The sequence below is a fragment of the Sporosarcina sp. FA15 genome (assembly GCF_051550195.1).
In the GTDB taxonomy this organism is placed as follows: Bacteria; Bacillota; Bacilli; order Bacillales_A; family Planococcaceae; genus Sporosarcina; species Sporosarcina psychrophila.
On the sequence record NZ_CP188818.1, the window covers coordinates 1,945,684 to 1,969,177 of the forward strand.

Genomic DNA, 23,494 nt, shown 5'->3' on the forward strand with positions numbered 1-23,494 from the left:
CTATTCGCTATTACCAATGTTTTTCAAACTAGCTGATGGAAAACCAGGTTGGTGTCTCTATATAGTGAGCGGTTGGTTGACGGCTACTTCTTCTGGACAGCTGCCAACCTGGTTTTCCGAAAAAAATTATGGCGGGGTTCCCATACCCCTCCTTTGCTATTCTGCTATCACCCAACGATCTGAGCCTGCATCCTGCTTCATTGTAAACACCCGCTCCGCTAGCCCTTCTCGCTCATATTGGTAGTGGATTTCAAGCTCATTCTCAGAAACAGGAGCCGTTTTCCGATAAGATGCCTCTAAAAAAAGTTCACCTAACCGGCTAATTTGTGTAAACGCAGGCGTTTCCGGCAAATTGCCGAAGCCCAACAGTTCGTCATACAAATACAAATCAAAATATTGCTCCGGTGTATATTCACCAGTAAGCTGTCCGGATAAATAATCCATATACATCGAATGGGTACGCTCTTCCGTTGCTATGCCTACAACTTCTCCATAAATTTTATGCACTGGGGTAATCGCTGCCCCCTGCACCGTTTTACTTGCTGGAAAATGGTTCACTAATAAATATTCGCGCGCATTCAACAGCTGGTCGTAACCTCCTACAATCGCGATTCCCTGTTTTTCATAACGATCCCTAATTTCAGATGGCAACGGTTTGCCGTTTATCTTCAACTGGCCGTTTTTCAGCACGACACGATCTCCCGGGACCGCAATCACCTCGTAGTAGGCATCCATATATGTCGGTAAATGGCTAGTCGTATTTGTCATCGTGCGTACAATGTCGCCCGCCTCATAGACAACCTCATCGAATAAATTCGCTTTGCGCTCAATGACCGTATGGAATGCATCCGAACTCCCTGTTAATGAAAATTTTTCTTTATCCACATAATATAGACCGTCGACTTGATCAAAATTCGGAAGTGACGCAAATTCCTCATAATCAACTGATGACAGTTGATTCTTCTTCTGCAGTGCCGAGATTTGCGCCAAGTCATCCAGTGGATCATATGGGACACCTGGTCCCTTATTTGAAGAAAGAAAATTCAGAGGGTCGATTGTGAGTATAAAAAACAGTGCAACTACAGGTATCGCCGCAGAGACAAATAGCACTTGCCAAGAAAACTTTTTAACCGGTGGCCGTACACGTTCATGTACACGCTGCTTTATCCGCCTTTCCTGCTTCGATGTATCGCCCATCATTTGATCGAGCTTACTTTTAAAATCGCTCAATTGCTCTCTACCTCCCCGTCCTCTTCCTCAAAAAATTCCTTTAGCTGCTGCTTTGCCCTTCGCAGCCGTGTTTTTACGGTATTTTCATTCAGCTGCAGATAGTTTGCTATTTCCGCTATAGATTGCTCGTCATAATAAAATAATATTAAAGGCTCGCGGTATTTTAACGGAAGCAGGAAAAGATTTTTTTCAAGTGTTGCCAGCCGCTCTTGCTCCAACACTACTTCTTCTGCGCCTTTTGCCGAAACAAAGATTGTATCGAACAGTACATCTTTTTTATGCTTCCACGAGCGCAAATAATCTTTTGCACGATTGGCTGTCATTTTCGTTAAATAGGTCTTCAAGGATGCCTCATTGCGAAACTGGTCACTCTTTTGAAAATACGTAATAAATACTTCTTGTACAACATCCTCCGCAGTCGACCAATTCTTCACATATAAATAAGCGATACGCACTAAATAACGCGAATGCTCATCGATTATTTGATCAATAGTACTCATTTACAAACCCTCGCCCTCTTCTACGGCCACGTCATATCCCCCTCCACATACGCAACAAATTGCTCAAACGACTTTTTTTCTGTTATTCCATATCGGCATACTTCATAATTTGAAGTCTTCCTATTTGCATACCCTTCGGTCGTCGTAAAGCCAATCAGCACCCCTGCCTCTTTAGCCGCCGCGATGAAATCCTCAGTATAATGCCCATACGGATAGGCTAATGAAACCGCTGCCGGCACTTGCTCAATATTTTGCCGTAAATCCAAAAGAATCTCTTCTTTTGAACGATCTAACGCAATACCTTCACCTGAAACCTTATTAAGTGAATGCAATTCATATGTATGTGCTTCGAACTGGAAAACATCCGCCAGCTCTTCTAAATCTGCAGCAGTAAAAAACTGCAGCGGACCTTCCGCATCAAACAGCTGCGCTCCCTGCGCCCGATCCGTACGTGAGGAAATAATGTGCTGAAGCGCACGAAACCCGTATTGCTTCAAAACGGGATATGCATACTCCTTCGTTGACAATAACCCATCATCGAATGTAATGAGCACTGCTTTGCTCGGTACAACAAGGCGCCCTTCCAAATAATCATACAGCTGATGTGCCGTCAGCGTCTCGAAATGATGATCCGCCAAGTACCCCATCTGCTGCTCAAATGCTTCCAATGAAATCGTACTATCCATCGTTCTCATCGACTCGCGAGGCAAAACCTGATGGTATACAAGCACTGGTAGTCCCGCATCCATTGCAACGGACTGCTTAGAAATATATCCTGGTCGCTCTCCTATTGTAAGGATATACCAATCCTCTTCCTCCCGTACAATCGGATAGCGAAACCCTTCTTCCAACTCCAGTATAACGCTGCTCTGCAAATCAGCATCCTCGTAAACTGCCGTTTTTTGCAGCGTATGAACCGCAGCCAACCGCTCCGTATGTACAACTGTCGAAAGCCTCTTTTTTTCAACCATCGCCTGCCCCTTACGGACAAAGGCTGTCATATTTCCCAATCGAAGCTCATAATATGCCTCATCCTCACCTGTGATAGCAACGGGCTGATCCGCCTCCAACTCGCCAATCTGCGTCAAGGCCGCCCCTTTCATGTAAATCGGCTGACGCTCCTGCACTGTCAACACCCGTTCAAATACCCGCTTCGTGACAAACCGCTCCGCTTCCTTACCCTGCGCAAACACTCTTCCTTGCGATTCAACCAAAATCCATATCTCACCAATACTCATTATAAATACAATCAAGCAAACAACAAACGACAATTTACTGGAAATCTTCCTCATTCCTTTACCTCCACTGTCTATTAAGCAACGTACAGACGTAGGTTTTCAGAAAAAGTTTCAAAAGTTTTTTAGGGATGGGAGAATCTATGCTGAAGCCGGGTGACTGCACGCAAAGATGAGGATACTTCATAGGTTAATCCCTCATTTGAATTAGCTTTTGTATTTCTTGATAAATAAGTCCGTTTGTCATTTGTTTAGCCCATCGCCCGCAGGTATTTGAAGATACGCAAAAAACTCAGCCCTTTTTACGTACAAGGCTGAGTTGCATTCTTTTCTTTACAATTTCAGTAAAACTTCTAACTACCAGTAATCGGTAATAGTATCAATCTAGAACTTTAATCGTAACCGTTTTACGTCCCCAATTTAGTGCGTCTTGCTCATTTTCCATAAAGACATCAATTCTTTTCCCCTTAATAGAACTGCCAGTATCTCCCGCAATGGCTTCTCCGTACCCTTCAACCCACACGCGTGTTCCTAGCGGGATTATTGTAGGGTCAACCGCAATGACCTTTTTGTCAGGATTTGAACGCAAGTCAATACCCGATGCCGTTACACCCGAGCATCCTTCACAATAAGCGGTATACGCTGTTGCTGAAACTGTCATTTCATTAGTTGCTGAAGCAACAGCTTTCCTTGTAACATTGTTAGTAGATGAATTTGCTGAAGCTGTTTTTGACCCTTCTACTACTAATTTTTCTCCTGGGCGGATGATATCACTTGAAATACCATTCTTATTCTTTAATTCATCCACTGAGAGGTTGTTATTTTTCGCGATTTCGAAAAGAGTATCACCTTTCACAACTACGTGTACTTCCATCTTATCTTCCACTTTTAGTTTTTGTGACGGATAGATACGAGTAGAATTTAATCCGTTCAAAGTTTGTAATTCTTCTACGCTTACATTAGCCTCTTGTGAAATAGACCATAATGTCTCTCCCGATTCTACCGTATGGACGCTAGATGCAGATGCTTGACCCGCCGCCCCTACTGATAATGTTGCTAGTGCCGCTAGTGCAATGATGTGTTTTTTCATGTGATGAATTTCCTCCCTTTCACTAACCTGCATTAGCATAACACCCGCAGATATCATAGCCGTTACAGAATTGTGTGCAGGAGATATCAATCGCGTGACACTATTCACCTCATTGATTTATTTGTAATATAAAGAGCAGGAGTGACTGGGTTTTAGTACGAAATTGAATGCAATCTATTAATGTATAAATATTACAAATAAGTGGGAATTATAATAGAAAGGGATTCTGTCTTCGAAAAAATCATTTGAACAAACTGATTTAGATGACACAGATATTGCAGTAACCTGATTTAAAGAGTGTTTAGTGATTGTTACCTATATAACAATCACTAAACACTTTTAAGCAATCACACTAAAAGTAAAGACAAACCGTATAGGTGTTGATTTACTTTATATTATAATAAAATTGTGTTTTTTTACTGAATAGGCACCAAAAACTAAGTCGTACGACCAAGTAAATTTGCTAAGTCATCCGTGTTCAGTTCAATAAGGCGCAGGCTAAGAAAGATGCAGAAGTTTTGTATTTCCATCGTAGTGGGAGACGGTCATGGTACAATGTGGTAAACAGTCATTGTGAAGTAGGAGGCATGGAACATGGAGCAAGAAAAAGACAAAGTTAGTGTTAAAAGTGCAGCTACTTGGTTTTGGAAATGGTTTTTAAATAATAAAGTTGTAACAATTTTATTGGTCTCATTATTGGTTTTGCTAAATCTCCTTGTATTTTCTAAAATCACGTATTTATTTAATCCAATCAAAGGATTTTTCAGTGTGATTGGTTTACCCATTTTAATGGCGGGTATTTTATTTTATTTGGTAAATCCTTTGATTGATTGGATGGAAAAAAAGAAAATCCCACGTATTGCTGGAATCGCGATTGTCTTTATGATTATTATTGGCTTGGTTGTGTGGGGGATTATCATTCTAATTCCAATCATACGTGAGCAGACAATGAGTCTAATTGAAAACTGGCCGAATTATTGGGACAAGGTCATTGCTCAATTCGATAATTTATTGAGAAGTAATATATTTTCCCAATTACAGGTTCAATTGACCGATGTAAATCAAAGCATTATAAAATCTATTTCTGAGCAGGCAAACAGTGTCGTGAATTCAACCTTTTCCGGAATTGGTAGTGTGCTAGGAACAATGACTAATATTGTAATTGCCCTTATTACGATGCCAATTATTTTGTTCTTTCTATTAAAAGATGGTCGAAATTTACCTTACTATACAATGAAACTTATTCCGACGAAGTTGCGATTAAGTACGTATAACTTATTAAAAGAAATCAATACGCAAATTAGTCAATATATCCGCGGCCAGTTATTGGTAGCTTTTTTTGTTGCATTAATGTTCTGGATTGGGTTTGCAATTATCGGTCTTGAATATGCAGTGTTACTAGCAATATTAGCTGGTGTATTAAATTTAGTGCCCTATTTAGGTTCTTTTCTGGCAATTATTCCAATCTTAATCATCGCATTAGTGTCTTCACCTGGGATGCTTGTTAAAGTAATAATCGTTTTTGCCATTGAACAAACTCTTGAAGGACGGCTAATACAACCATTAATTTTAGGCAGTAATTTGAAAATACATCCAGTAACCATTATTGTAGTCTTGCTGACGGCTGGGAAATTATTCGGTATTCCTGGAGTGATTCTTGGTATTCCAGCGTATGCCGTAATGAAAGTGATTTTTGAGCATCTATTTATACGGTATCAGACATATTCAGGTTTATATGAGCAGGACTATAATCCCGCCCCTAAACCAAGCACACCTATTGGGAAAATAAAAAAATGAGTGTCAGTGCAGGATGCTATACAGATCATCTATTATTTATTCATGCGACAAAATCATTTCTATTAACGAATAAAAGAGGTGCCTGTGTCAGACACAAAGAATAAAATTTACACATTCAAGTAATTATACAAAAAAGAACAGACATCCACAGATGTCTGTTCTTTTTTTAAAATATACTACTGAAATGCATTTTCGAAATTCATATTATGAATACGAGCAAACACACAGAACTGTTCGATCTTGTATTTTGAAGAAGTTTTCTAAACCTTCCCTATCCATACGAAAATCTGATTTTAGCCTTACGAAACAGCCTATTGAATGCAACATTTTTTCAAGTAAAATCATCGTGCATTGCATGTTCAAAGGAGATAGTTTGTTTCTAAGAAAGAACAGGAACATATTAGGTTAAATTATAAAAGTTTATGAAAGAGGAATATACATACACCAATTCAAATCTTCATCTTCGTCTACTCGTAAGGAAGAGTGAATTCGGTATTGTTTGATTTGGCCTTGATCATCTCCTATAGAAATAAAACTAACCTTCTTTTGCTCGATATGATGTTTTTCCCATAGGGATTTGAAGACCTGACTCTGTTCTTTTAGCTTTGCCAGAAGATCATTCAAAATCTCATCCTCTGGAAAACGATCATAAATACTTCTCCAGACAGCAACCGAATAGGCTGAAAATTCCTCTAAGTTTTGTAAGCGATCTCGAAAATTCTTTTCTAAAAACAATAGTTGAATCAAATGCCGCTCATCATAGCAGGGTACCAAAAATTAATTTAAGCAAATAAAAAAAGACCCTACTTGTAGGGTCTTTTTCTAGCTATTATTAAGCTTTTTGAACGTTTGTAGCTTGTAGGCCACGTTGTCCTTGTTCAATTTCAAACGTTACACTTTGACCTTCGTCTAAAGATTTGAAACCTTCGCTTTGGATTGCTGAGAAATGTACGAATACGTCCTCTCCTGCTTCACGCTCGATGAATCCAAAACCTTTTTCTGCATTAAACCACTTAACTGTACCTTGTTCCATAATTGTTGCCTCCTAGTGCGGATATCCACACAATGTGTTACTACCCTTGCTCAAATACTTAGACGAAAAACAAAATCTTTTCTCAATCTGAAAACGAACAAAAATAACTCTTTCTTAGAATAACAGATATATGTTAAAACAGCAAATGGTCCTGCTCTAAAAAGGGGTATCAGATACAAAGACGAACTACTTACACTTTTGAATAATTATACAAAAAAATAAAGAACTACACACCATAACGGTATCGTCTATGCTCTTCTTCTAAAGAAGACACTACGACCATTCCCTAGAAGATTTTGTATTAAAGATATCCAGACATTATGGTCAGGGTTTGGAGATTTAGATTTCCCCATTCTTGCTAACTGCTGTTCATACCAACCAATTTCTAACAAGGAAGCACTCTTGTCTATTCGTTTAATCCCCGTTCGGATTGGTTTTGCATGAACGGTTTCATAACTGCCATTAAAGATTCTATTTGCCAAGTCCGGCACTAAGGCAAAAGGTCTTGCAATTCCAACCATATCAATTTCTCCGTTCGCAATAGCTTCTTCCATGCCTTTTTGAGTACGAAAGCCGCCTGTGACTACTATTGGAGTAGTGATTAATGCCTGAGCCTTTTTTGCATAGTCTATAAAATACGCTTCTCTTTTTTTTGTAGTTTCTTTTACATCTACACCCATCATTATCGGATTCTCGTAATTCCCCCCAGAAATTTCAATGAGATCAATCCCTAATTCGGACATTTTCTGAAGAACTTCCATGGACTCGTCTTCAGTGAATCCACCCTTTTGAAAATCAGCTGAGTTAAGTTTAATACCGATTGGAAATGATCTCCCGACTTGTTTCCGGATTTCTTTATACGATTCTTCCAAAAACCTCATTCGATTTGCTAAGGTTCCTCCCCATTCATCTGTTCGCTGATTGTGGTAAGGGGATAAAAACTGGTTGAAAAGGTATCCGTGTGCTGCATGGATTTGAACACCTGTAAAGCCTGCTTTTTTCGCAATTCTTGCTGCTTCTCCAAATCGGTTAATCAAGTCTTCAATTTCAGACACCTGAAGAGCACGTGGTTGGTTAAAGAATCGTTTTAAACCTCCTGTAAGAGGAACTGCACTTGGTGCTACAGGTTCTTTTGAAATCATTTTTGGTGACTGCTTCCCTGGATGATTAAGCTGCATCCAAAGGTGAGTCCCATTTTCAGTTCCCGCTTTCGCCCACTTCATTAACATCTTTAAATCACGTTCATCTTCCAAAGCAACGTTATTCGGCTCTCCTAAAGCATTTCGATCTATCATAACGTTACCTGTCATGACAATACCCGCACCCCCCTCAGCCCAGGTTTTATATAAAGTAACCAATGATTCAGTTGGATTTTGATAAACCGTTCCCAACGCTTCACTCATGGCAGATTTAAAAATTCTATTCTTAATGATTGTTCCATTTGGAAGTGGTAGAGAAATACCCAAAACGGACTTTGATTGATTCATTTTTAGCATGTCTCCTTACTATTTCAGATATGTAGAGAACGCAAAGGTATTGATTTATTTTGTATTATTATACAATTGTATTGTATACGCTGAATAGTGTCACGCATAGTACCTAAAATTTAATAAGAAGCAAGAACGAACAATAATAACCAGACCAATAGCATTTAAGCTTAGGTCTGGTTTTTTATTATATAGAAATATCTTGTTCAGCAGCCTGACTAATTCGCTGTTTCTTAGACTTTCTAAAATAAAGCAATTCATATATACAAGGGATAACAATCAGAGTTAGCAGGGTCGCCATGGCTAATCCACCGATAACAACAATCGCGAGACTTTGTGATACTAAACTTCCTGATTCTGCTTGTTTCACTAAAAGTGGAAGCATCGCACAGATAGTTGCAATCGCAGTCATGAAAATCGGTCTCATCCTTGTTGCGGTTGCTTCAACAAGCGCATCACGAATAATCATTTTTTGTTCATTTTGTTTTACTCGGTCTAAAAGTACAATCGCATTTGTTACGACGATACCAATTAGCATTAATGCTCCTAGAAGTGCCGTGATATCAACTGGTATTCCACTGATAAGAATTCCTAAAATGGCTCCTATTGCAGCTAGTGGTAGAGAGCAAAGAATAGCGATTGGCGCTTTGATTGACTTAAATGTGATAACCATTATTAAAAATACAATCCCGATGGAAACAAGCATAATGAGAAATAAATCTGTAAAATCATCTGCTTGTTGGCTACTTGATCCTCCAACTAGAACATCGACATTCTCCGGAAGATCTATGCCTTTTTTGTCATTGTTATCGCCGGAAATTTCTAGATTTACTGCCTTCGAAATTTCCGATAGCTTTGCTGGATCAACTGAAGCTGTTACTCGGAGGTAGGCATCCCCATCTTTATGGAACTGGTTAGTTGAACGCTCTTCACTTTGTAACTTAGCAATGGATGATACAGGGACAAGACCCGTATCAGTCATGACTGGTATATTTTCTATGTCTTCAGGTGTTTTTGTATCTAGGAGAGGTTCTAGAAATACAGTTTTTTGTTTATCATCTAAACTAATCGTTCCAATTGGTGTCTTATTTAACATCACTCCTAACTGTTGTGCAATTTGTTCGGTGTTTCCTTTTGTTGGGTCTACAACGAGGGAGTATACTGTTTTCTTTTCATCTTGATTGGTCGTAACTTCCTCTACGCCTTCAAGGATCTGTACTTTTTCTTTTATAGTAGTTGCCACATCTTCTAAATCTGCTAAATTATCACCTACTACATCAATGATAATATTCGTACTTGCTCCTCCCATCATAAAGGAAGAGGTAGTTACTTCTAAGAGGGCATCAGGATATTGATCTTTTTTCTTTTCCATTTCTTTTACGATGTGTTCTGTATCATTTTTATCTTCTAATAAAATACTGAACGTTGCTTCAGTCTGTGATCCAACCCAGCCATATTGTGCCGCTTCAGCTGGAGAACCTACCTGTGAAAACACATGTTTTACTTCATCCATTTTTTGAATAGATGACTCCAGTTCCATTGTTTTTTCCTTTACTTTTTCAATTGGTGTATCATTCGGGTAACTTAGCGTGGTCAAGACATAGTCTGCAGAGGAGCTATCAACTGCACCTTTTGGGATGACAAAGTAAGTAGCGATGGATCCGATGAAAAGGAAGATGGAAATCGAGAAGACAATCCATTTATGGTTTAAGGACCATGTAACCATTTTCGGAAAACGAACGGCAGGCTTATATTCAGGCAACTTTGTATTCTTCAATAATCCCGCACTCATTAACGGAACAACCGTCAAAGCGACGAGCAGAGATGCGAGCAAAGAATAGGTAACCGTTAAAGCGAATGGTAAAAGGAATTCTTGAAGGCCCCCATTTAATAAGCTCATCGGTAAGAATACGGCTACTGTTGTTAATGTAGAAGCAGTAATAGCGACTCCTACTTGTTTCGTTGCATCAATAATCATTTGGACGGAGAATTTCTCTGTTTGCATTTTGCGAAAAATATTTTCGATGACGACAATACTGTCGTCAACTAGACGCCCAACTGCAACAGCGACACCGCCAAGTGTTAAAATATTCAATGTCACCCCAGACCATGACAGTAGAAATAGTGTGAAGCAAAGGGATAAAGGAATCGATACAATGGTAATAAAGGTAGAACGGATATTTCGTAGGAAGAGCATAATGACAATCGCTGCAAATAGTGCGCCAAGGAGTACTTCTTTTATCATCGTGTGAACAGAATTTTCTACCAAATCAGCAGAGGATATATAAATAACAGATTCTTGCTGATTATACTTTTCATTGATTTCCTTTGTTACTTTTTCAATTTCTTTGCTAATAGTCACTGCATTGGATTGACTATCCTTTGTGATGCTAATATCTAAGCTATCCTTACCGTTGAAACGGCTAATGAAATTCGCATCTTTTGTTTCTTCAACCGTTGCAATATCCGCAAGCGTTAAATCGGGTGTAATCGTTAAACCTTTCAATTTTTCGATGCTTGTTAAATCACCTATTACTTTAATATTACTTGTTTTTCCATCGATCATCTTTTCACCGACAGCTACAGCAGTATTTTGACCTTGAAGAATCCCCATAACCGCTTGAAGAGAAATCTGATTTTCAGCTAATTTTCCATCATCAATCTTGACTGAAATGATGGAATCTGTAATCCCATAGACATCTACTTTGGAAACCCCTTTAATTTCTTGATAGAGAGATGGAAGTTTTTCACGTGCAAAATCCAGATTTTCGGTAGTCAAACCTTCATTAAAGCTGACGGCAATGTTAGCAATTGGAATCATAGAAGTATTTAGCTGTGAGATTGTCGGCTTGGAGAGATAGAGAGGCAAAGCTACATTACTTAACGCTTCTTGTACGTCCTGTTTGGCTTGTTTCATATCAGTTCCTGCCTCGAAGAACAGATCCACTTTTGAAAATCCATCTCCAGTTGTAGAGTAGACTGAGGTTTTACCATTTAATCCTGTAATTGCTCTTTCAATCGGGATGGTTACTTCGGATTCCATTGTTTTGGAGTCAGTTCCCTGACCCATGGAAATAATAGTGACTTGCGGATTATCGGCAGATGGTAAAAACTCCATAGGTAGTCTAAAATAACTGACGACGCCTATCACTATTATTAAAATGGTTAATGCAGCTACAGCGGCCCTGTTACCAAAAGCCCATTTGGTAAATATCGACATAGAAAGTCTCCTCCTAAAAACTAAAGTAATTCAAAAAATCAGACTTGAAAGTATATGCTCCCTTCCATCGTTTTAGTTGCATCTCTATTGTATAAAATAGGAATATATTCCACATTGAACCTTAGTATTATCCTTTTCTAAGACCTAAGGCTTAGCGATAATGGGTAGCAGGTTCTCGTTGAATTTCGAATAGTTTCAGAACCGGATACTTTAAATTAATGATGTGTGGAATAAAGCTCTTTATTACGCAAAAAGCAGTATACCTCCCTATTCCAAAGGAAGTATACTGCTCTTGTACGTATTGTTAAACCATATTGTAGGTCATGATAGATGACAGTCACACTTTCAATTTAGAAACGACTCCGAACATCGGTCGTAATTTCCAGTTAACTGTCAACCACCTAAAGCAACATTCGCAAAAATTGTTCGAAATTCACGCCTGCCTCGTTCGGAACTTGCTCTTTTGACGTAGCTTCAATCGCAGCGGCTAAAAATGCCTCCGCAAGCTTCATGGACTCCACTATGTCCTGTCCACGCATCATTCCACCCATTATGACCGATGCAAACAAATCACCAGTTCCCGAATAACTCTCACCATTATAGTCACGGATACTATAAAATGAGCGATTTGCATCGATATACATATTGCCTACATAGCGTTTGTTCGCATCTGCTGGCGGCGGATTCAAACCAGTAATTATGACGTTCGCCCCTGTTTCATGCTGTAGCTGATGGCCCGCCTCCTCTAGCACCTGAATATAATCTGACTCATTTTGATAGTTCTGTAGCTTCTCATACGACAACCCTGTAAGCAAGCAACACTCTGTAATATTTGGCGTAATAATGTCAGCGGACTTCACTAAATCCTTCATACGATCAAGTAACTCGCCTGTAAACATTTTATATACCTCGCCCGTATCGCCCATTACCGGATCGACAAGCAGCTTCGTTTCACTCGAATGAAACACGTGTAAAAACTGAAATATGTTATCAATTTGCTCTTTTCCTGTCACAAAGCCTGTATGTATGCCATCAAAGGTTGCACCAAGCTTTCTCCATTCCTCCACAAAATAGTCCATTTTTGACGTTAAATCCTCACAATAAAAGCTTGGATACCCAGTCTGCGCCGTTAAAATCGCAGTTGGCAATGGAACTGCCTGTACACCCATCACTGATAGCACAGGAATTGCAGCCGTTAACGAGCACTTCCCAAAAGATGACATATCCTGAATTACAGCAACTTTTTTAATCACATTCGCCACCTAACTAATCCTACTTGTACTCTCTTCATCGTATCATAATAATGCAGAGGCGAAAATGCACCAAAAACTATTAATTTACAGACAAAACAATCTGACCCTTTACACTTCAATGAAATTGACACTTTAACAACAGTCAGCTCTTTGCTAAAGTTAAAGCAACCAAAATATTCATTAAAGTGAGGAAGATGCAGATGCAAAATATACAAAAACAAGCCTATATAAAACCACGAACGAAAACATTTGATTTAGTCATTACCGCAATTTTAGCAGCACTTATTTTCACCGCAACATTGATTAATATTAAGTTACCATTCGGGCAAGGTGGACTGATTCACTTAGGGACATCTATGCTTTTCATGGCAGCGATTTTATTCGGTCCTAAAAAAGGGGCACTTGCTGGAGCAATCGGAATGGGCTTATTCGATATCTTAGGTGGCTGGGCAATTTGGGCACCAACGACAATTATCTCCCGCGCATTACAAGGCTTAATTGTCGGGAAAATCGCTTGGTCTAATGGCCATAGAGGCGACAATATGGGGTTAAACATTTTGGGAGCAGTTGTTTCAATGCCCGTGATGATTGCAGTGTACTATATCGGGCAAGCGATTATGTTCAAAAGCTGGATTGCTCCTATGGCATCAATTCCTGGAGACATCATCCAAAACGTTGTAGGTTTACTTATCGCGATTCCAGTATGTATCGCACTGAAAAAAACACCGTACTTCAAAAAGAAATTTTAAAACGTACAACAGAAGCACGCCATCTCGCTGTTTTGCTGACAGCATAGATGGCGTGCTTCTATTTTTCTAAAATACAATTCAAAACAGGTACCTAAAATTCACTTTAACTTGTCTTTTTCGGCGTGAACCATGTGATAATGAACACTATTATAGAGATAACAAACATATAGAAGTACGTGTTACTCGCCGCACTACTATAACCTGTCGTAGATTCTAAAGAAACATTCAATAATTGAATAGAATAAATCGTCATGATAACTGCTGTACCAATTGCTCCAGCTAGTTGGCGAATTGTGTTATTAATCGCCGATCCATGAGAGGCTAATTCTCTTGGTAATGCATTTAAAGCAGCTGTGTTTAACGGCATCGTAATAAACGCCAAACCAATACGTAATAAAATTGTACGAACTAAAATATATGCTGTTGTTGTTTCTGGAGATAATTCAATAACTGCATACATCGATATCGCAATTAAACCCGTTCCTAAAATGAATAAAGGTTTTGCCCCATATTTATCGAATAGCTTACCTGCTACTGGGGAATGCGTTGCATTGATAATAGCTCCCGGAAATAATAACAATCCTGCTTCAAGTGCTGTAAACCCTCGTCCATCCTGCAAATAAATCGGCAGTAATATTAAATCGGCATACATTAAAATTGTAATCGCAATATTAACTACTGTCGTCATCGTAAATATTTTAAATTTGAAGACATTTAAATTCAATAAAGGTTCAGTAGCCTTTATTTGTCGATGACAGAACAATATCGTTACAAGCAAACCTCCGACAATTGATGTAATAACGATTAAATCATCCCACCCTCGGCTGCCTGCACTGCTAAAGCCAAATAGAACGAATCCAAAGCCAACAGTTGAGTAAATCACACTGACTATGTCGAGCTTTTCTTTTGACGACGTTTCAGCAACATTAACTAAATACTTACTTGCTATAATAATAATCAATGTTACGAAAGGAATCATGATGATAAATAACCATCGCCAAGATAAATACTCTAAAATAAATCCTGCTATTGTTGGTGCAATTGCTGGTGCAAAAATAATGGCGAAGCCAACATTCCCCATAATTGTGCCACGTTTTTCCGGAGGGTATAAATATACAATGACAGTCATCATTAACGGAATGATAATACCAGCACCCACAGCTTGAACCATTCTACCTGTTAATAGTACACCAAAATTATTCGCACATGCTGCGACAATAGAGCCGATTAGTAAAATAACAATGAGCTGATAAATAACTGACGTGTTGAAAAACGTTTCATTAAGTAAGCTGTAATGGGTACTAACACACCGTTTACAAGCATAAAGCCTGTGGCTAACCATTGAATCGTTGCAGCATTCACATCAAAAACAACCATTAAATCACTAAATGCAACGTTTAACAATGTTTGATTTAATGTAGAAAAAAAGGTTCCTGTTATCATGATGATAAGTAGCAATTTTTTAGTTCTACTCGATATTTCATTTTGCATATAAAATCCCTCCCCATATAGTACCTGTTATCGACGAATTGTCTAAAAAACAGCATAGCAGAAGAAGAAAAAAACCCATATACAATCAGGTCATTTTTGTCGATTAGCAGAAAATTAAATATAAAAAGGCTATGTTAAAGGGAAGGGTTGATTAATCTTAAAACGGAATGAAGAACACACTTCACATAATTAAAAAATGTTTAACCTCAATTGGATATTTATGTTAAAATAAATCTAAAGATTGTGAATAAAAGTATTGCCACTAACGGAGCGGTTTAGTGAAAGAAGAGTTTCATGTATATAAATAAAAAAACCTTCCTTTTCTACATCTATCTAAAAAAGGACATGGGGGATTAGAATGAGACGTTTGATAAACTTTTCAATTTTGTTGTTAATGGTTATTTTTATATCTGGTTGTACAGAAGTTAAAGAACAAAACAAAGGAATACAAGAAGAGGAACATGAAAAAGTGGATGATGACAATACTCCTATTGAAACCACTTACTATTTTTCATATAAAGGACAGGAATTTAAGATTATATCATTTTTTGATGAAGTGTTGGAATACGCAAGAATAATTAGTGAGAAACCTGAACTTGATAAAAATGCTATCTATACAGAGCATGTTTTGGAACCATTTAAAGATAAATCCTCTCTTCATTATTTACAGTTAGGAGTAACAAAGAATGACCCTCTTAGACCAACTTCTCAAGTAGAACAACTGAAAAAAAATACAAATGAGCTACTTAAAAAACAAGAAAAAATCAATCAATGGATTGAAGAAGCAATATTGGAATCAGCTGGGCTATTATCATCGGGTTCAAATACATCAATTTATCTATTTCCAGTTAATCCTGAAAACGGGTGGACGACGTATAGTCTGAATGGAGTGGGAGGCTTTGCTTATTTTGGTGATAACGTTTTACTAATGATTGACCCTACTGCATCAAAAGAAGTTATTAAATATGCCATGGCTCACGAATATCACCATACCGTCAATATGACTTTAAACGGCGAACAAAGTGTAAATAGCGTATTAGATTCAATAATTACAGAAGGGAAAGCAGATTCTTTTGCTACTACTCTCTATCCTGAGATAAGTCCTCCGTGGATACAAACTCTACCAGAGGATGTAGCAGCTAGGGTTTTAGATGAATTACGTATAAATGGTAATTCTACTGATTATAAAATTTACAATCGGTTTGTTTATGGTTACCCAGCTAAAGATATTCCACTATGGTCGAATTACAAAATAGGTTATCAAATCAATGAAAGCTTCATTGAAAACAACCCAGATAGTTCAATATTGGAATGGACAAAAACGAATGCAGAGGAAATAGTCAGTAAAAGTAAATATAAAGATAAAATATTTTAATAAAAATCCGAAGCCAAATCATTGATATGATAATTTTTACTATATGGATTAACAATCCTGATTCAACTGTCGAGGCTTTAGCAAAAAAACAGACACCAAAATACCGAGAGTTTGGATATATTTTTCAGGCTCTTTTTTATGTGCTTTATCATTCCATTTAGAATGCAAAGTTTCTCAGTCTCAACTTATCTGCGGTTTCCCAAGTTCCATGAACACTTGCCAAGATAAGCATTTGCTTTTTCTTGCTCAAATCACTTTCCATTTTTCTATTGTCGAGGAATTGAAACCACACTAAATACAGTTGTAAATACTTCGTAGAAACACCATTGAAGCGACTTATCCATTTCTTTAAACGGGAATGGTAATTATTAATATTATTGAGGTGGTATATGCCCTTCTTTACATATTCTTTCTTACTAGCGTTTATGATGATGTGTTCCACATCGTTAGTAGATGTGTAAGATTTGTAAGAATTGTGAGCATCGGAAATAAGCACCGTATCATTCTTAAAATGCGATGTAAGGGCGTTATCAATTTGTTCCATTAGAATTCTACCTGAACCGACTCGTTTTGAAAGGGTTGTTTTGTTTCGGTCTCTAGCTACTAATACACAGACTTGTTCATTAGAAATACCTCTTTTGGTAGCAGAACCGCCACGTTTTCTTGGTTTGCGATTCGGAATAACTCTTCGTCCTTTATAACTTTCTAAGAAGTATGTTTCATCTACCTCTACTATTCCTTCAAATATACCGATACTTTCTTTTGCAAGAGCAGACAACACTTTATGCCTCCAGTAAAAAGCAGTTACATGAGTGATGCCAATTTGAGAAGCTGTTTCACGAAGTGATTGACCATTCAACATACATTCAATAAATGGAATCCATTTGTGTGCCTTTTTCGAACGATACATAGGGGAATTGGTTAAATCACAACTTAATTTATGACAGTCTTTGCACTTATAACGTTGGCGACCGTCTCGCTTCCCGTAACGAACCACTGATGTACTTCCACAATGCCGGCAATGAAAACCGTGTGAAAACTTCCTTTCTCTCAATTCACCAATTAAAGCACCTTGTTGTGAGGATGAGGGCGAGAAATGACGAGTTAGATAATGTAAAATGTATTCTTTGTCCTTATCATTTAGAGAAGAAATATTACTTATTATGTTTGTTAAAGTCATTTAAATTGCCCCTTTTGTAAGATATACAGTCAGAATATTACAAAAGAGGACAATTTATTCAAAATCAACCACTAACTTTAACATAGCCTATAAAAAAGGAATAATTTAAATGACTTTTAAAGAAGGTTCTCGTCCCATACGTACACAGGAAATGCTTAAGGAAGCCCTACTAACACTTTTACAAGAAGGTCACTTACTACACCAAATTTCTATCCAAAAATTAACAAAGAGAGCGAATTTGAACCGGACCACCTTTTATTTACACTATCAAAATATCAATGAGTTGAAGGAACATTTGGTAAGTGATATTTTACAAGTGCTAACTGACAAAATAGAAAACTTAACTTCCATTTTTGGTAGGAATCGAAAAGAGCACTTAATACAGCTATTGGATTATCTTCTTGATCAAAGAAGTTACATACTTGCTTTAGTACAGTTTGAACAAGTTGAAAAACATTTACTTTTGTTGATGAAAGATTTAATAGTAACCCGCAGAAATCAATCTAAAATTAGTGGAAGAAAAATCATTGTAGATACAGATATTAAAGCTGCCTCTATTATTGGTGTCATTATATGGTGGTTAAAAGATGGCCTATACCTGGATTCAGCGTATATCGCAGAGCAAATTAATCTCATGAATCAATCTTAATTTTATTATCTATTAAAAATATGAAATGCCAAAACATTGATTGCACAACGTTTTGGCATTGATTTAGATTCTTGATAGCAACTTGCCATGGTACCTGTGTCAGTTACAAAGACCAACAATTAACACACCCGAATAAACAAACAAATGCATTTTATGGTAAAATTACTATAAATCTAAATACTCTATAATCACTTCTTACACAATAGATCAGCATTACGTAAGGGGGAAAAGTAAATGGAACCATACTTGATATTTGTAGGAGTTTTTCTTGTATTTGTATGTCCAAACCTTTTTTTGATAATGAAGGGTCAACCATATTCCTATTCAAAGAAATTGACTGCTCCGCCATGGGCAGACAAAGAGACCAAACAACTTTTCAGACAATTCAATCGCGCCTGGTCAAGGAAGATTGAGAAAACTGTAAATGTGCGTGTAAAGAATAGAAATCGTACGCTAACAGATGCCGAACTGCGAGAACAGTGGTATGAACTAAAGAAATTTCTTTTGTTAGCAGGTATCTCAAAAAGACTTCCGATGTTTTCCAAAAAGGTAGACGATATTTGGCACTTCTTTTTAGAAGAAGAGCAGCTGTATAATCAATTCTGTTTAGATTTCATTGGTGAACAGATTGAACATCACCCTCATGAAACACCAACACTTCTTCCAAATGAACGCGCTTGGTTCGACGTGTTATATCTTTCTTTTTTCAACGTTACTTCCCGCTCGCATCTATGGGGGAAATTCGCGCAAAAAAAGAAAGAACATGCAAAATGGATAGAGCTTATAGTGAATGATCCAAAAGGAATCATTGAGTCGTTTGGGCGTCACTCATCCGATGCCGCCTCGACACATACATTGGCTACCTTTCTCAAATTCGCACGACAACAAGTGATGAAGTCAAATGGAAAGCGTGTTAAACGAAAAGACGGCTATTGGTATGGTGCCTCACTATTCGCCTTTTATGAGTATGAAACAGTTCAAGTGAAGAAGAAAAAAGTGACCGGTGCTTTCGCAGACGGATCACCAGGCTTTGCAACCGACTTCGATTATAAAGAAGAATGGAACGAGATTGTCACCAATGTGAATTCGTTTGAAGTGGGAACAGACGCCGGAGCTATGCCAAGTGCACCTTCGGATGGAGGGAGCTCTGACTCCGGGAGTAGTTGTAGCTCGTGTAGTGGGTGTTCTTCATAAGAATAAGTAAGTGGAGGGCATCTGTGCTTGACACAAAGACAAATAATTAACACACGTGAATGACCATACAATAAAACCAGACATTCGCCAATTTGTCCGATCTTCATTCTATTATTATGTAATTGTAGCGAATGATCTGAGTAGCTCCACGTGCAGGTAATTGAAATTAAAAAAGGAGCACTTTATGAAGAAGTGGTTGATTATGTTGGCTGGAAGTATTCTTATTTTACAAGGTTGCGTTACAGGTGGGAAAGGTATACCTACCGAACAGAAAAGGGAGGAAAATACATTGAACCTAGAATTACTTAATGCGGTTGAACTTAAAGATACAAATAGCGTAAGTAGACTGATTACTAAAGGGGCAAATATAAACGTACAGGATGAAAACAGTCGTACTGCCACTATGTTAGCTACGTATAATAATGACGTCGTCACGGCAAAAACCTTAATTAAAGCCGGTGCAGACGTCAATATCCAAGATGACATGAAAAACAATCCTTTCTTGTATGCTGGCGCAGAGGGGTACTTGGACATTCTAAAGTTAACAATCGAGGCCGGTGCTGACCCCACTATTACCAACCGATATGGAGGAACTGCTCTCATCCCTGCCTCCGAACATGGATATCTCGATGTTATCAAGGAACTTCTTACTTCGACTGATATTGATGTTAATCATGTAATTAATCTCGGTTGGACAGCCTTAATGGAAGCAATCATTTTAAATAATGGAAACCAAGTACAACAGGAAACTGTACAATTACTTATAGATAACGGAGCAGATGTAACTATTCCTGATAAAAATAATGTCACCCCTCTACAACATGCACGAAAAAAAGGGTTTAAAGAGATTGAGCAAATATTAGTAGATAGTGGTGCTATGTAACAGTATTTTTTTATTTACTCATTAATGTTTATCGCAAAAATATTATTAACGATATAATTTCATCACCACAATTTACTTAATATAACAAACACCGCTAGGATAACTCTAGCGGTGTTTGTTGTTTTTAGCTCAATATACAGGTACCACCACTGGGCTAAAATTCATTTTATAACAGGGTCCATCGGTTCCTTCCCCGTTAAAACAGAAATGTAGATTAGGTAGTCGATTACGTAGGCCTCGCCAGATTCTCCAATCTTCCATACTAACAGATACTGGCTTCCCTTCGCTAAACCTATTATCTGGATGTAGATGATCTTGTTCATATTTAAAGTTTTTATTTGTCCAGTCAAGATTCAAGTAGTAAAGAACCTCTCCAACAACCCTACAACCTTTTTCCATGTTGAGTACATCTTCAATTTCACCATCTGTGACTCTCAAATTATTTATCTGGTCGAGCATTACAATAGTAATTTCATAAACAAAGTTATTGATGTTACTCTTTATCTGTTGCAGCTTATTTGTAGTGCCAGAACATTATCAATTGCTTTTTCTCTTGTAGTTTCATCTTAGAATCTTTCATTCAAGGATGTTTTTCATCTCAAATTGGGTTGGACTCAATCTTCCAATCTTTTCACTAAACCTACAAACTTCATCTGTAAGTAATTACTCTAAAAAGTGGGTATGTACAGTTCTGGGTTGTTTCTTTCAACTGTAAGAGTCACAATCTTATACACCATTTACCCCTCCGACATTATTTTCACACTACAAAGAATACAATCACACTATTCCATTAATTATAGATACTCATAAACTATTTGTATTTACTCACAGCAATAACATGAGAAAAACACCCTGCATTTCTGTAAGGCATCATATCTCAGTAGTCCGCCTATACTTTCATTTCCCCTTCAGCATCCTTGCCAAGTACGCGTCAGATTCGCCCTTCGGAATGCTTAGACTCTTCCACTGCTCTCCTTTAATCTGTTTTCCAATGAACATGACTTGTCCAATATGGATAGCATAATGCGCCATTTGCCGCTCAATCGCATCTATGACGGAATGTGCCTGCCCGCGAATATGAATATTCTTTTCCAAGTCTTGCTCATGCAAGCTTTCCAGCGCATCAAAAAAAACGCGCCAGCCATGTTCCCAATGATCCATCAGCTGCGCTTTTAACAATCTTTTCGTTTCGAATTCCCCATCACGATTACGGTCCGGCTTTTCACCGTCCGTCGTCAGAAAATCCGTCCACCTCGAAACCATATTTCCACTTAAATGCAGAATAAGAATCGCGATGCTGTTTGAATCGTCGTTTGACGTCCAATGAAAATCATCCTCATTCAACTGGTCGAATGTTTTTTCACCTTGCCCCTTTAACCCGATGAACCGCTCTCGAACAACTCGTAAATATTCTGTTCCAATCGACATATGGTGTTCCCCCTCTAGTTCCAAAAATCAGTTCGCTGATGTATTCGATGATAACGTGTGAGAATATTTTCACCATTGCTTAAGGCTGAATAGCCAGAAACGCATAAATCCAAAAAGCACCTACGCCAACAAGTACAGGTTCAATATCGAGAGGCGGTTTCCGGCTGGATGTTGAATAACGAGGCCATCAAAACATCCCATTCTCGTTTGGTGAATCTTCCGGCACCGGTTGGCCAACATCCCACATTTCAACAATCTTGCCTTCATGAAAACTGAAAATATGGACAACCGCTGCCCCTAGGTCCTCCACCTTCTGTTTGATGTGGGAATAAACCATCACGTTTTCTCCCTCTTCAATCGTCTGCTTCACTTCGAGCGTTTTGTTTGGGCTGATACCGTCATTCTCTTCCATCGCTTGCTTAAGCGAATCCGCATCCCCCGGGAAATATGGATTATGATGGCGGAAATCTGGGCTTACGTATTTTTTATAGGCTTCGTCAATCTTTCCAGAGACGATAAGATGTAGAAAGTCCACTGCTTGGTCTTTATGTGGTTTCATGATTTTAACATCCTTTCCTGATATCACTTCTTGATCAGCATATTATTGGTATTCTATAAAATAGCCAAATATCCTTTTCCAATTGTTTTGAAGTACGCATGCAATCCACTTAATATGCGGTCAGTCGCTTTAGAAACATCATAAAAGTTTAAACATTCATGATAGCTTCTTGCACAACGTACCTAAAATCATGTAAATGATGGGTGCGTTTCTTCCCATTTTCCTAGTTTAATTCCAGAACCATAAAGTTGCCCATAATCCATCGAAATGTTCATATTTCACCTCGATCTATGTATTTATAGGTACCGTCCGCTTACCGTTGTTTACATATACTCATTATCGGTAATGATTAATGTGCAATGTTAGTAACTATTAAACGAAGGAGCATGGACAATGACCAATCAAAACCAAGACATAATTACCTATTTTCAAAAACTGGACCGTAGCTTTTTCATGGATGTGCACAAGGAATTCGCCTATATGGACGAAGCAATTCCGATTGGGCATGAACAAACCATTTCCCAGCCTTCCCTCGTACTCGAAATGACATTGGCCCTCGATTTGCAGCCTTATTCAAAAGTGCTGGAAATCGGAACGGGTTCCGGCTTCCAGACCGCCCTACTCGCCGCCTTCTCGAACTCCGTTTATTCAATCGAACGAATTGCTGCCTTGCATGAACGGGCAAAAGCAAGATTAGAAATGGCCGGTTTCTCCAACATCCATTTCAAGCTTGATGACGGTAGCACCGGTTGGGAAGAACACGCTCCTTACAACCGGATTATGGTGACCGCCGCTGCTACCCAGGTGCCACGCGAACTCATAGACCAACTAGGTATCGGAGGGAAAATGATCATCCCAGTAGGAACACCCCTCCTACAGGAACTCTTGCTCTTGGAAAAATATGAAGATGGAGAAATCCATACCACAGTGTTGGATGAAGTGAGGTTTGTCCCATTGAAAGGAAAGTATGAATAGGTGACAGCACTTATTCCGTATCGGTTAAAAAATATAACGCAAAAGAAGTACCTATGCAAGACAAAAAGACAAACAATTCAAATGTTAAAGTAATAATAATAAAAGTAAAGAAAAATCGCATAGGTATTGAATTGAATTGAGTTGTATTTACTGAATCGATACCTAA

Annotated in this window: 19 protein-coding genes and 1 pseudogene; 7 read left to right on the plus strand and 13 right to left on the minus strand. The window is 38.2% G+C overall.

The window, feature by feature from the left end; all coding sequences use genetic code 11:
- Positions 1–156: 156 nt before the first annotated feature.
- From ACP8HG_RS09410 to ACP8HG_RS09425, 4 genes are all read right to left on the minus strand, one after another.
- Positions 157–1,230: a S26 family signal peptidase gene (locus ACP8HG_RS09410; RefSeq protein ID WP_438298549.1), complete on the minus strand. Its 1,074-nt coding sequence runs from the start codon at positions 1,228–1,230 to the stop codon at positions 157–159.
- On the minus strand, positions 1,227–1,730 hold the full coding sequence (locus tag ACP8HG_RS09415) for a sigma-70 family RNA polymerase sigma factor (RefSeq protein ID WP_338655994.1): 504 nt from the start codon (positions 1,728–1,730) through the stop codon (positions 1,227–1,229). The genes ACP8HG_RS09410 and ACP8HG_RS09415 overlap by 4 nt, the downstream gene beginning before the upstream one ends.
- A 20-nt stretch (positions 1,731–1,750) precedes the next feature.
- Positions 1,751–3,022, minus strand: a complete 1,272-nt coding sequence (locus ACP8HG_RS09420; RefSeq protein WP_438298550.1) for a polysaccharide deacetylase family protein — start codon at positions 3,020–3,022, stop codon at positions 1,751–1,753.
- A gap of 322 nt (positions 3,023–3,344) precedes the next feature.
- Positions 3,345–4,055: a LysM peptidoglycan-binding and 3D domain-containing protein gene (locus tag ACP8HG_RS09425; RefSeq protein WP_340742444.1), complete on the minus strand. Its 711-nt coding sequence runs from the start codon at positions 4,053–4,055 to the stop codon at positions 3,345–3,347.
- Between the two features lie 594 nt (positions 4,056–4,649).
- On the opposite strand from ACP8HG_RS09425, the gene ACP8HG_RS09430 reads away from it, so the two are divergent.
- A complete protein-coding gene (locus tag ACP8HG_RS09430; protein ID WP_354312544.1) occupies positions 4,650–5,852 on the plus strand; it encodes an AI-2E family transporter in 1,203 nt (400 codons plus the stop codon).
- A 420-nt stretch (positions 5,853–6,272) separates the two neighbouring features.
- Here ACP8HG_RS09430 and ACP8HG_RS09435 read toward each other — a convergent pair whose 3' ends face one another.
- The 5 genes from ACP8HG_RS09435 to ACP8HG_RS09455 all read right to left on the minus strand — a co-directional run bounded on the left by ACP8HG_RS09435 (position 6,273) and on the right by ACP8HG_RS09455 (position 12,845).
- A complete protein-coding gene (locus tag ACP8HG_RS09435) occupies positions 6,273–6,599 on the minus strand; it encodes an MmyB family transcriptional regulator (RefSeq protein ID WP_354312542.1) in 327 nt (108 codons plus the stop codon).
- An 85-nt stretch (positions 6,600–6,684) separates the two neighbouring features.
- Positions 6,685–6,885: a cold-shock protein gene (locus tag ACP8HG_RS09440; protein WP_025783429.1), complete on the minus strand. Its 201-nt coding sequence runs from the start codon at positions 6,883–6,885 to the stop codon at positions 6,685–6,687.
- 248 nt (positions 6,886–7,133) lie between these two features.
- Positions 7,134–8,372: an NADH:flavin oxidoreductase/NADH oxidase family protein gene (locus ACP8HG_RS09445; RefSeq protein ID WP_340742446.1), complete on the minus strand. Its 1,239-nt coding sequence runs from the start codon at positions 8,370–8,372 to the stop codon at positions 7,134–7,136.
- A gap of 187 nt (positions 8,373–8,559) precedes the next feature.
- The gene (locus ACP8HG_RS09450; protein ID WP_438298551.1) at positions 8,560–11,592 is read right to left on the minus strand and encodes an efflux RND transporter permease subunit; all 3,033 of its coding nucleotides are present in this window, start codon (positions 11,590–11,592) and stop codon (positions 8,560–8,562) included.
- Positions 11,593–11,993: 401 nt separating this feature from the next.
- Positions 11,994–12,845 (minus strand): pyridoxamine kinase, encoded by an 852-nt coding sequence (locus ACP8HG_RS09455; protein WP_338656816.1) that lies wholly within the window; start codon positions 12,843–12,845, stop codon positions 11,994–11,996.
- 200 nt (positions 12,846–13,045) lie between these two features.
- Between ACP8HG_RS09455 and ACP8HG_RS09460 the strand changes: the two genes are divergently transcribed.
- Complete coding sequence (locus tag ACP8HG_RS09460) at positions 13,046–13,594, plus strand: ECF transporter S component (protein WP_067210922.1); 549 nt, start codon at positions 13,046–13,048, stop codon at positions 13,592–13,594.
- A 103-nt stretch (positions 13,595–13,697) separates the two neighbouring features.
- Here ACP8HG_RS09460 and ACP8HG_RS09465 read toward each other — a convergent pair.
- A pseudogene (locus tag ACP8HG_RS09465) lies at positions 13,698–15,085 on the minus strand (DHA2 family efflux MFS transporter permease subunit).
- 358 nt (positions 15,086–15,443) lie between these two features.
- Between ACP8HG_RS09465 and ACP8HG_RS09470 the strand changes: the two are divergent.
- Positions 15,444–16,460 (plus strand): DUF2268 domain-containing protein, encoded by a 1,017-nt coding sequence (locus tag ACP8HG_RS09470; protein ID WP_438298552.1) that lies wholly within the window; start codon positions 15,444–15,446, stop codon positions 16,458–16,460.
- Between the two features lie 157 nt (positions 16,461–16,617).
- On the opposite strand, the gene ACP8HG_RS09475 is transcribed toward ACP8HG_RS09470, so the two are convergent.
- Positions 16,618–17,640 (minus strand): IS1595-like element ISSpps1 family transposase, encoded by a 1,023-nt coding sequence (locus tag ACP8HG_RS09475; protein ID WP_067210926.1) that lies wholly within the window; start codon positions 17,638–17,640, stop codon positions 16,618–16,620.
- 109 nt (positions 17,641–17,749) lie between these two features.
- Here ACP8HG_RS09475 and ACP8HG_RS09480 point away from each other — a divergent pair, with 109 nt between their 5' ends.
- The 3 genes from ACP8HG_RS09480 (at position 17,750) to ACP8HG_RS09490 (ending at position 20,366) form a co-directional block, all read left to right on the plus strand.
- Entirely contained in the window at positions 17,750–18,289 is a 540-nt protein-coding gene (locus ACP8HG_RS09480; RefSeq protein ID WP_438298553.1) for a TetR/AcrR family transcriptional regulator, read from the plus strand.
- 234 nt (positions 18,290–18,523) lie between these two features.
- Complete coding sequence (locus ACP8HG_RS09485; protein WP_438298554.1) at positions 18,524–19,483, plus strand: hypothetical protein; 960 nt, start codon at positions 18,524–18,526, stop codon at positions 19,481–19,483.
- Between the two features lie 184 nt (positions 19,484–19,667).
- Complete coding sequence (locus tag ACP8HG_RS09490) at positions 19,668–20,366, plus strand: ankyrin repeat domain-containing protein (protein ID WP_438298555.1); 699 nt, start codon at positions 19,668–19,670, stop codon at positions 20,364–20,366.
- An 897-nt stretch (positions 20,367–21,263) separates the two neighbouring features.
- Here ACP8HG_RS09490 and ACP8HG_RS09495 read toward each other — a convergent pair.
- Complete coding sequence (locus ACP8HG_RS09495; protein ID WP_340767526.1) at positions 21,264–21,794, minus strand: DUF1572 family protein; 531 nt, start codon at positions 21,792–21,794, stop codon at positions 21,264–21,266.
- Between the two features lie 187 nt (positions 21,795–21,981).
- Entirely contained in the window at positions 21,982–22,353 is a 372-nt protein-coding gene (locus ACP8HG_RS09500) for a nuclear transport factor 2 family protein (protein WP_067210937.1), read from the minus strand.
- Positions 22,354–22,746: 393 nt separating this feature from the next.
- Between ACP8HG_RS09500 and ACP8HG_RS09505 the strand changes: the two genes are divergently transcribed.
- Complete coding sequence (locus ACP8HG_RS09505) at positions 22,747–23,328, plus strand: protein-L-isoaspartate(D-aspartate) O-methyltransferase (protein WP_354312535.1); 582 nt, start codon at positions 22,747–22,749, stop codon at positions 23,326–23,328.
- Positions 23,329–23,494 lie beyond the last annotated feature (166 nt).

Excerpts from the sequence above, each read along its gene's own strand:
- ACP8HG_RS09415 (WP_338655994.1), bottom strand. The coding sequence starts at position 1,730 with ATGAGTACTATTGATCAAATAATCGATGAGCATTCGCGTTATTTAGTG.
- ACP8HG_RS09420 (WP_438298550.1), bottom strand. The coding sequence starts at position 3,022 with ATGAGGAAGATTTCCAGTAAATTGTCGTTTGTTGTTTGCTTGATTGTA.
- ACP8HG_RS09425 (WP_340742444.1), bottom strand. The coding sequence starts at position 4,055 with ATGAAAAAACACATCATTGCACTAGCGGCACTAGCAACATTATCAGTA.
- ACP8HG_RS09430 (WP_354312544.1), top strand. The coding sequence starts at position 4,650 with ATGGAGCAAGAAAAAGACAAAGTTAGTGTTAAAAGTGCAGCTACTTGG.
- ACP8HG_RS09440 (WP_025783429.1), bottom strand. The coding sequence starts at position 6,885 with ATGGAACAAGGTACAGTTAAGTGGTTTAATGCAGAAAAAGGTTTTGGA.
- ACP8HG_RS09445 (WP_340742446.1), bottom strand. The coding sequence starts at position 8,372 with ATGAATCAATCAAAGTCCGTTTTGGGTATTTCTCTACCACTTCCAAAT.
- ACP8HG_RS09450 (WP_438298551.1), bottom strand. The coding sequence starts at position 11,592 with ATGTCGATATTTACCAAATGGGCTTTTGGTAACAGGGCCGCTGTAGCT.
- ACP8HG_RS09460 (WP_067210922.1), top strand. The coding sequence starts at position 13,046 with ATGCAAAATATACAAAAACAAGCCTATATAAAACCACGAACGAAAACA.
- ACP8HG_RS09470 (WP_438298552.1), top strand. The coding sequence starts at position 15,444 with ATGAGACGTTTGATAAACTTTTCAATTTTGTTGTTAATGGTTATTTTT.
- ACP8HG_RS09475 (WP_067210926.1), bottom strand. The coding sequence starts at position 17,640 with ATGACTTTAACAAACATAATAAGTAATATTTCTTCTCTAAATGATAAG.
- ACP8HG_RS09480 (WP_438298553.1), top strand. The coding sequence starts at position 17,750 with ATGACTTTTAAAGAAGGTTCTCGTCCCATACGTACACAGGAAATGCTT.
- ACP8HG_RS09485 (WP_438298554.1), top strand. The coding sequence starts at position 18,524 with ATGGAACCATACTTGATATTTGTAGGAGTTTTTCTTGTATTTGTATGT.
- ACP8HG_RS09490 (WP_438298555.1), top strand. The coding sequence starts at position 19,668 with ATGAAGAAGTGGTTGATTATGTTGGCTGGAAGTATTCTTATTTTACAA.
- ACP8HG_RS09495 (WP_340767526.1), bottom strand. The coding sequence starts at position 21,794 with ATGTCGATTGGAACAGAATATTTACGAGTTGTTCGAGAGCGGTTCATC.
- ACP8HG_RS09500 (WP_067210937.1), bottom strand. The coding sequence starts at position 22,353 with ATGAAACCACATAAAGACCAAGCAGTGGACTTTCTACATCTTATCGTC.
- ACP8HG_RS09505 (WP_354312535.1), top strand. The coding sequence starts at position 22,747 with ATGACCAATCAAAACCAAGACATAATTACCTATTTTCAAAAACTGGAC.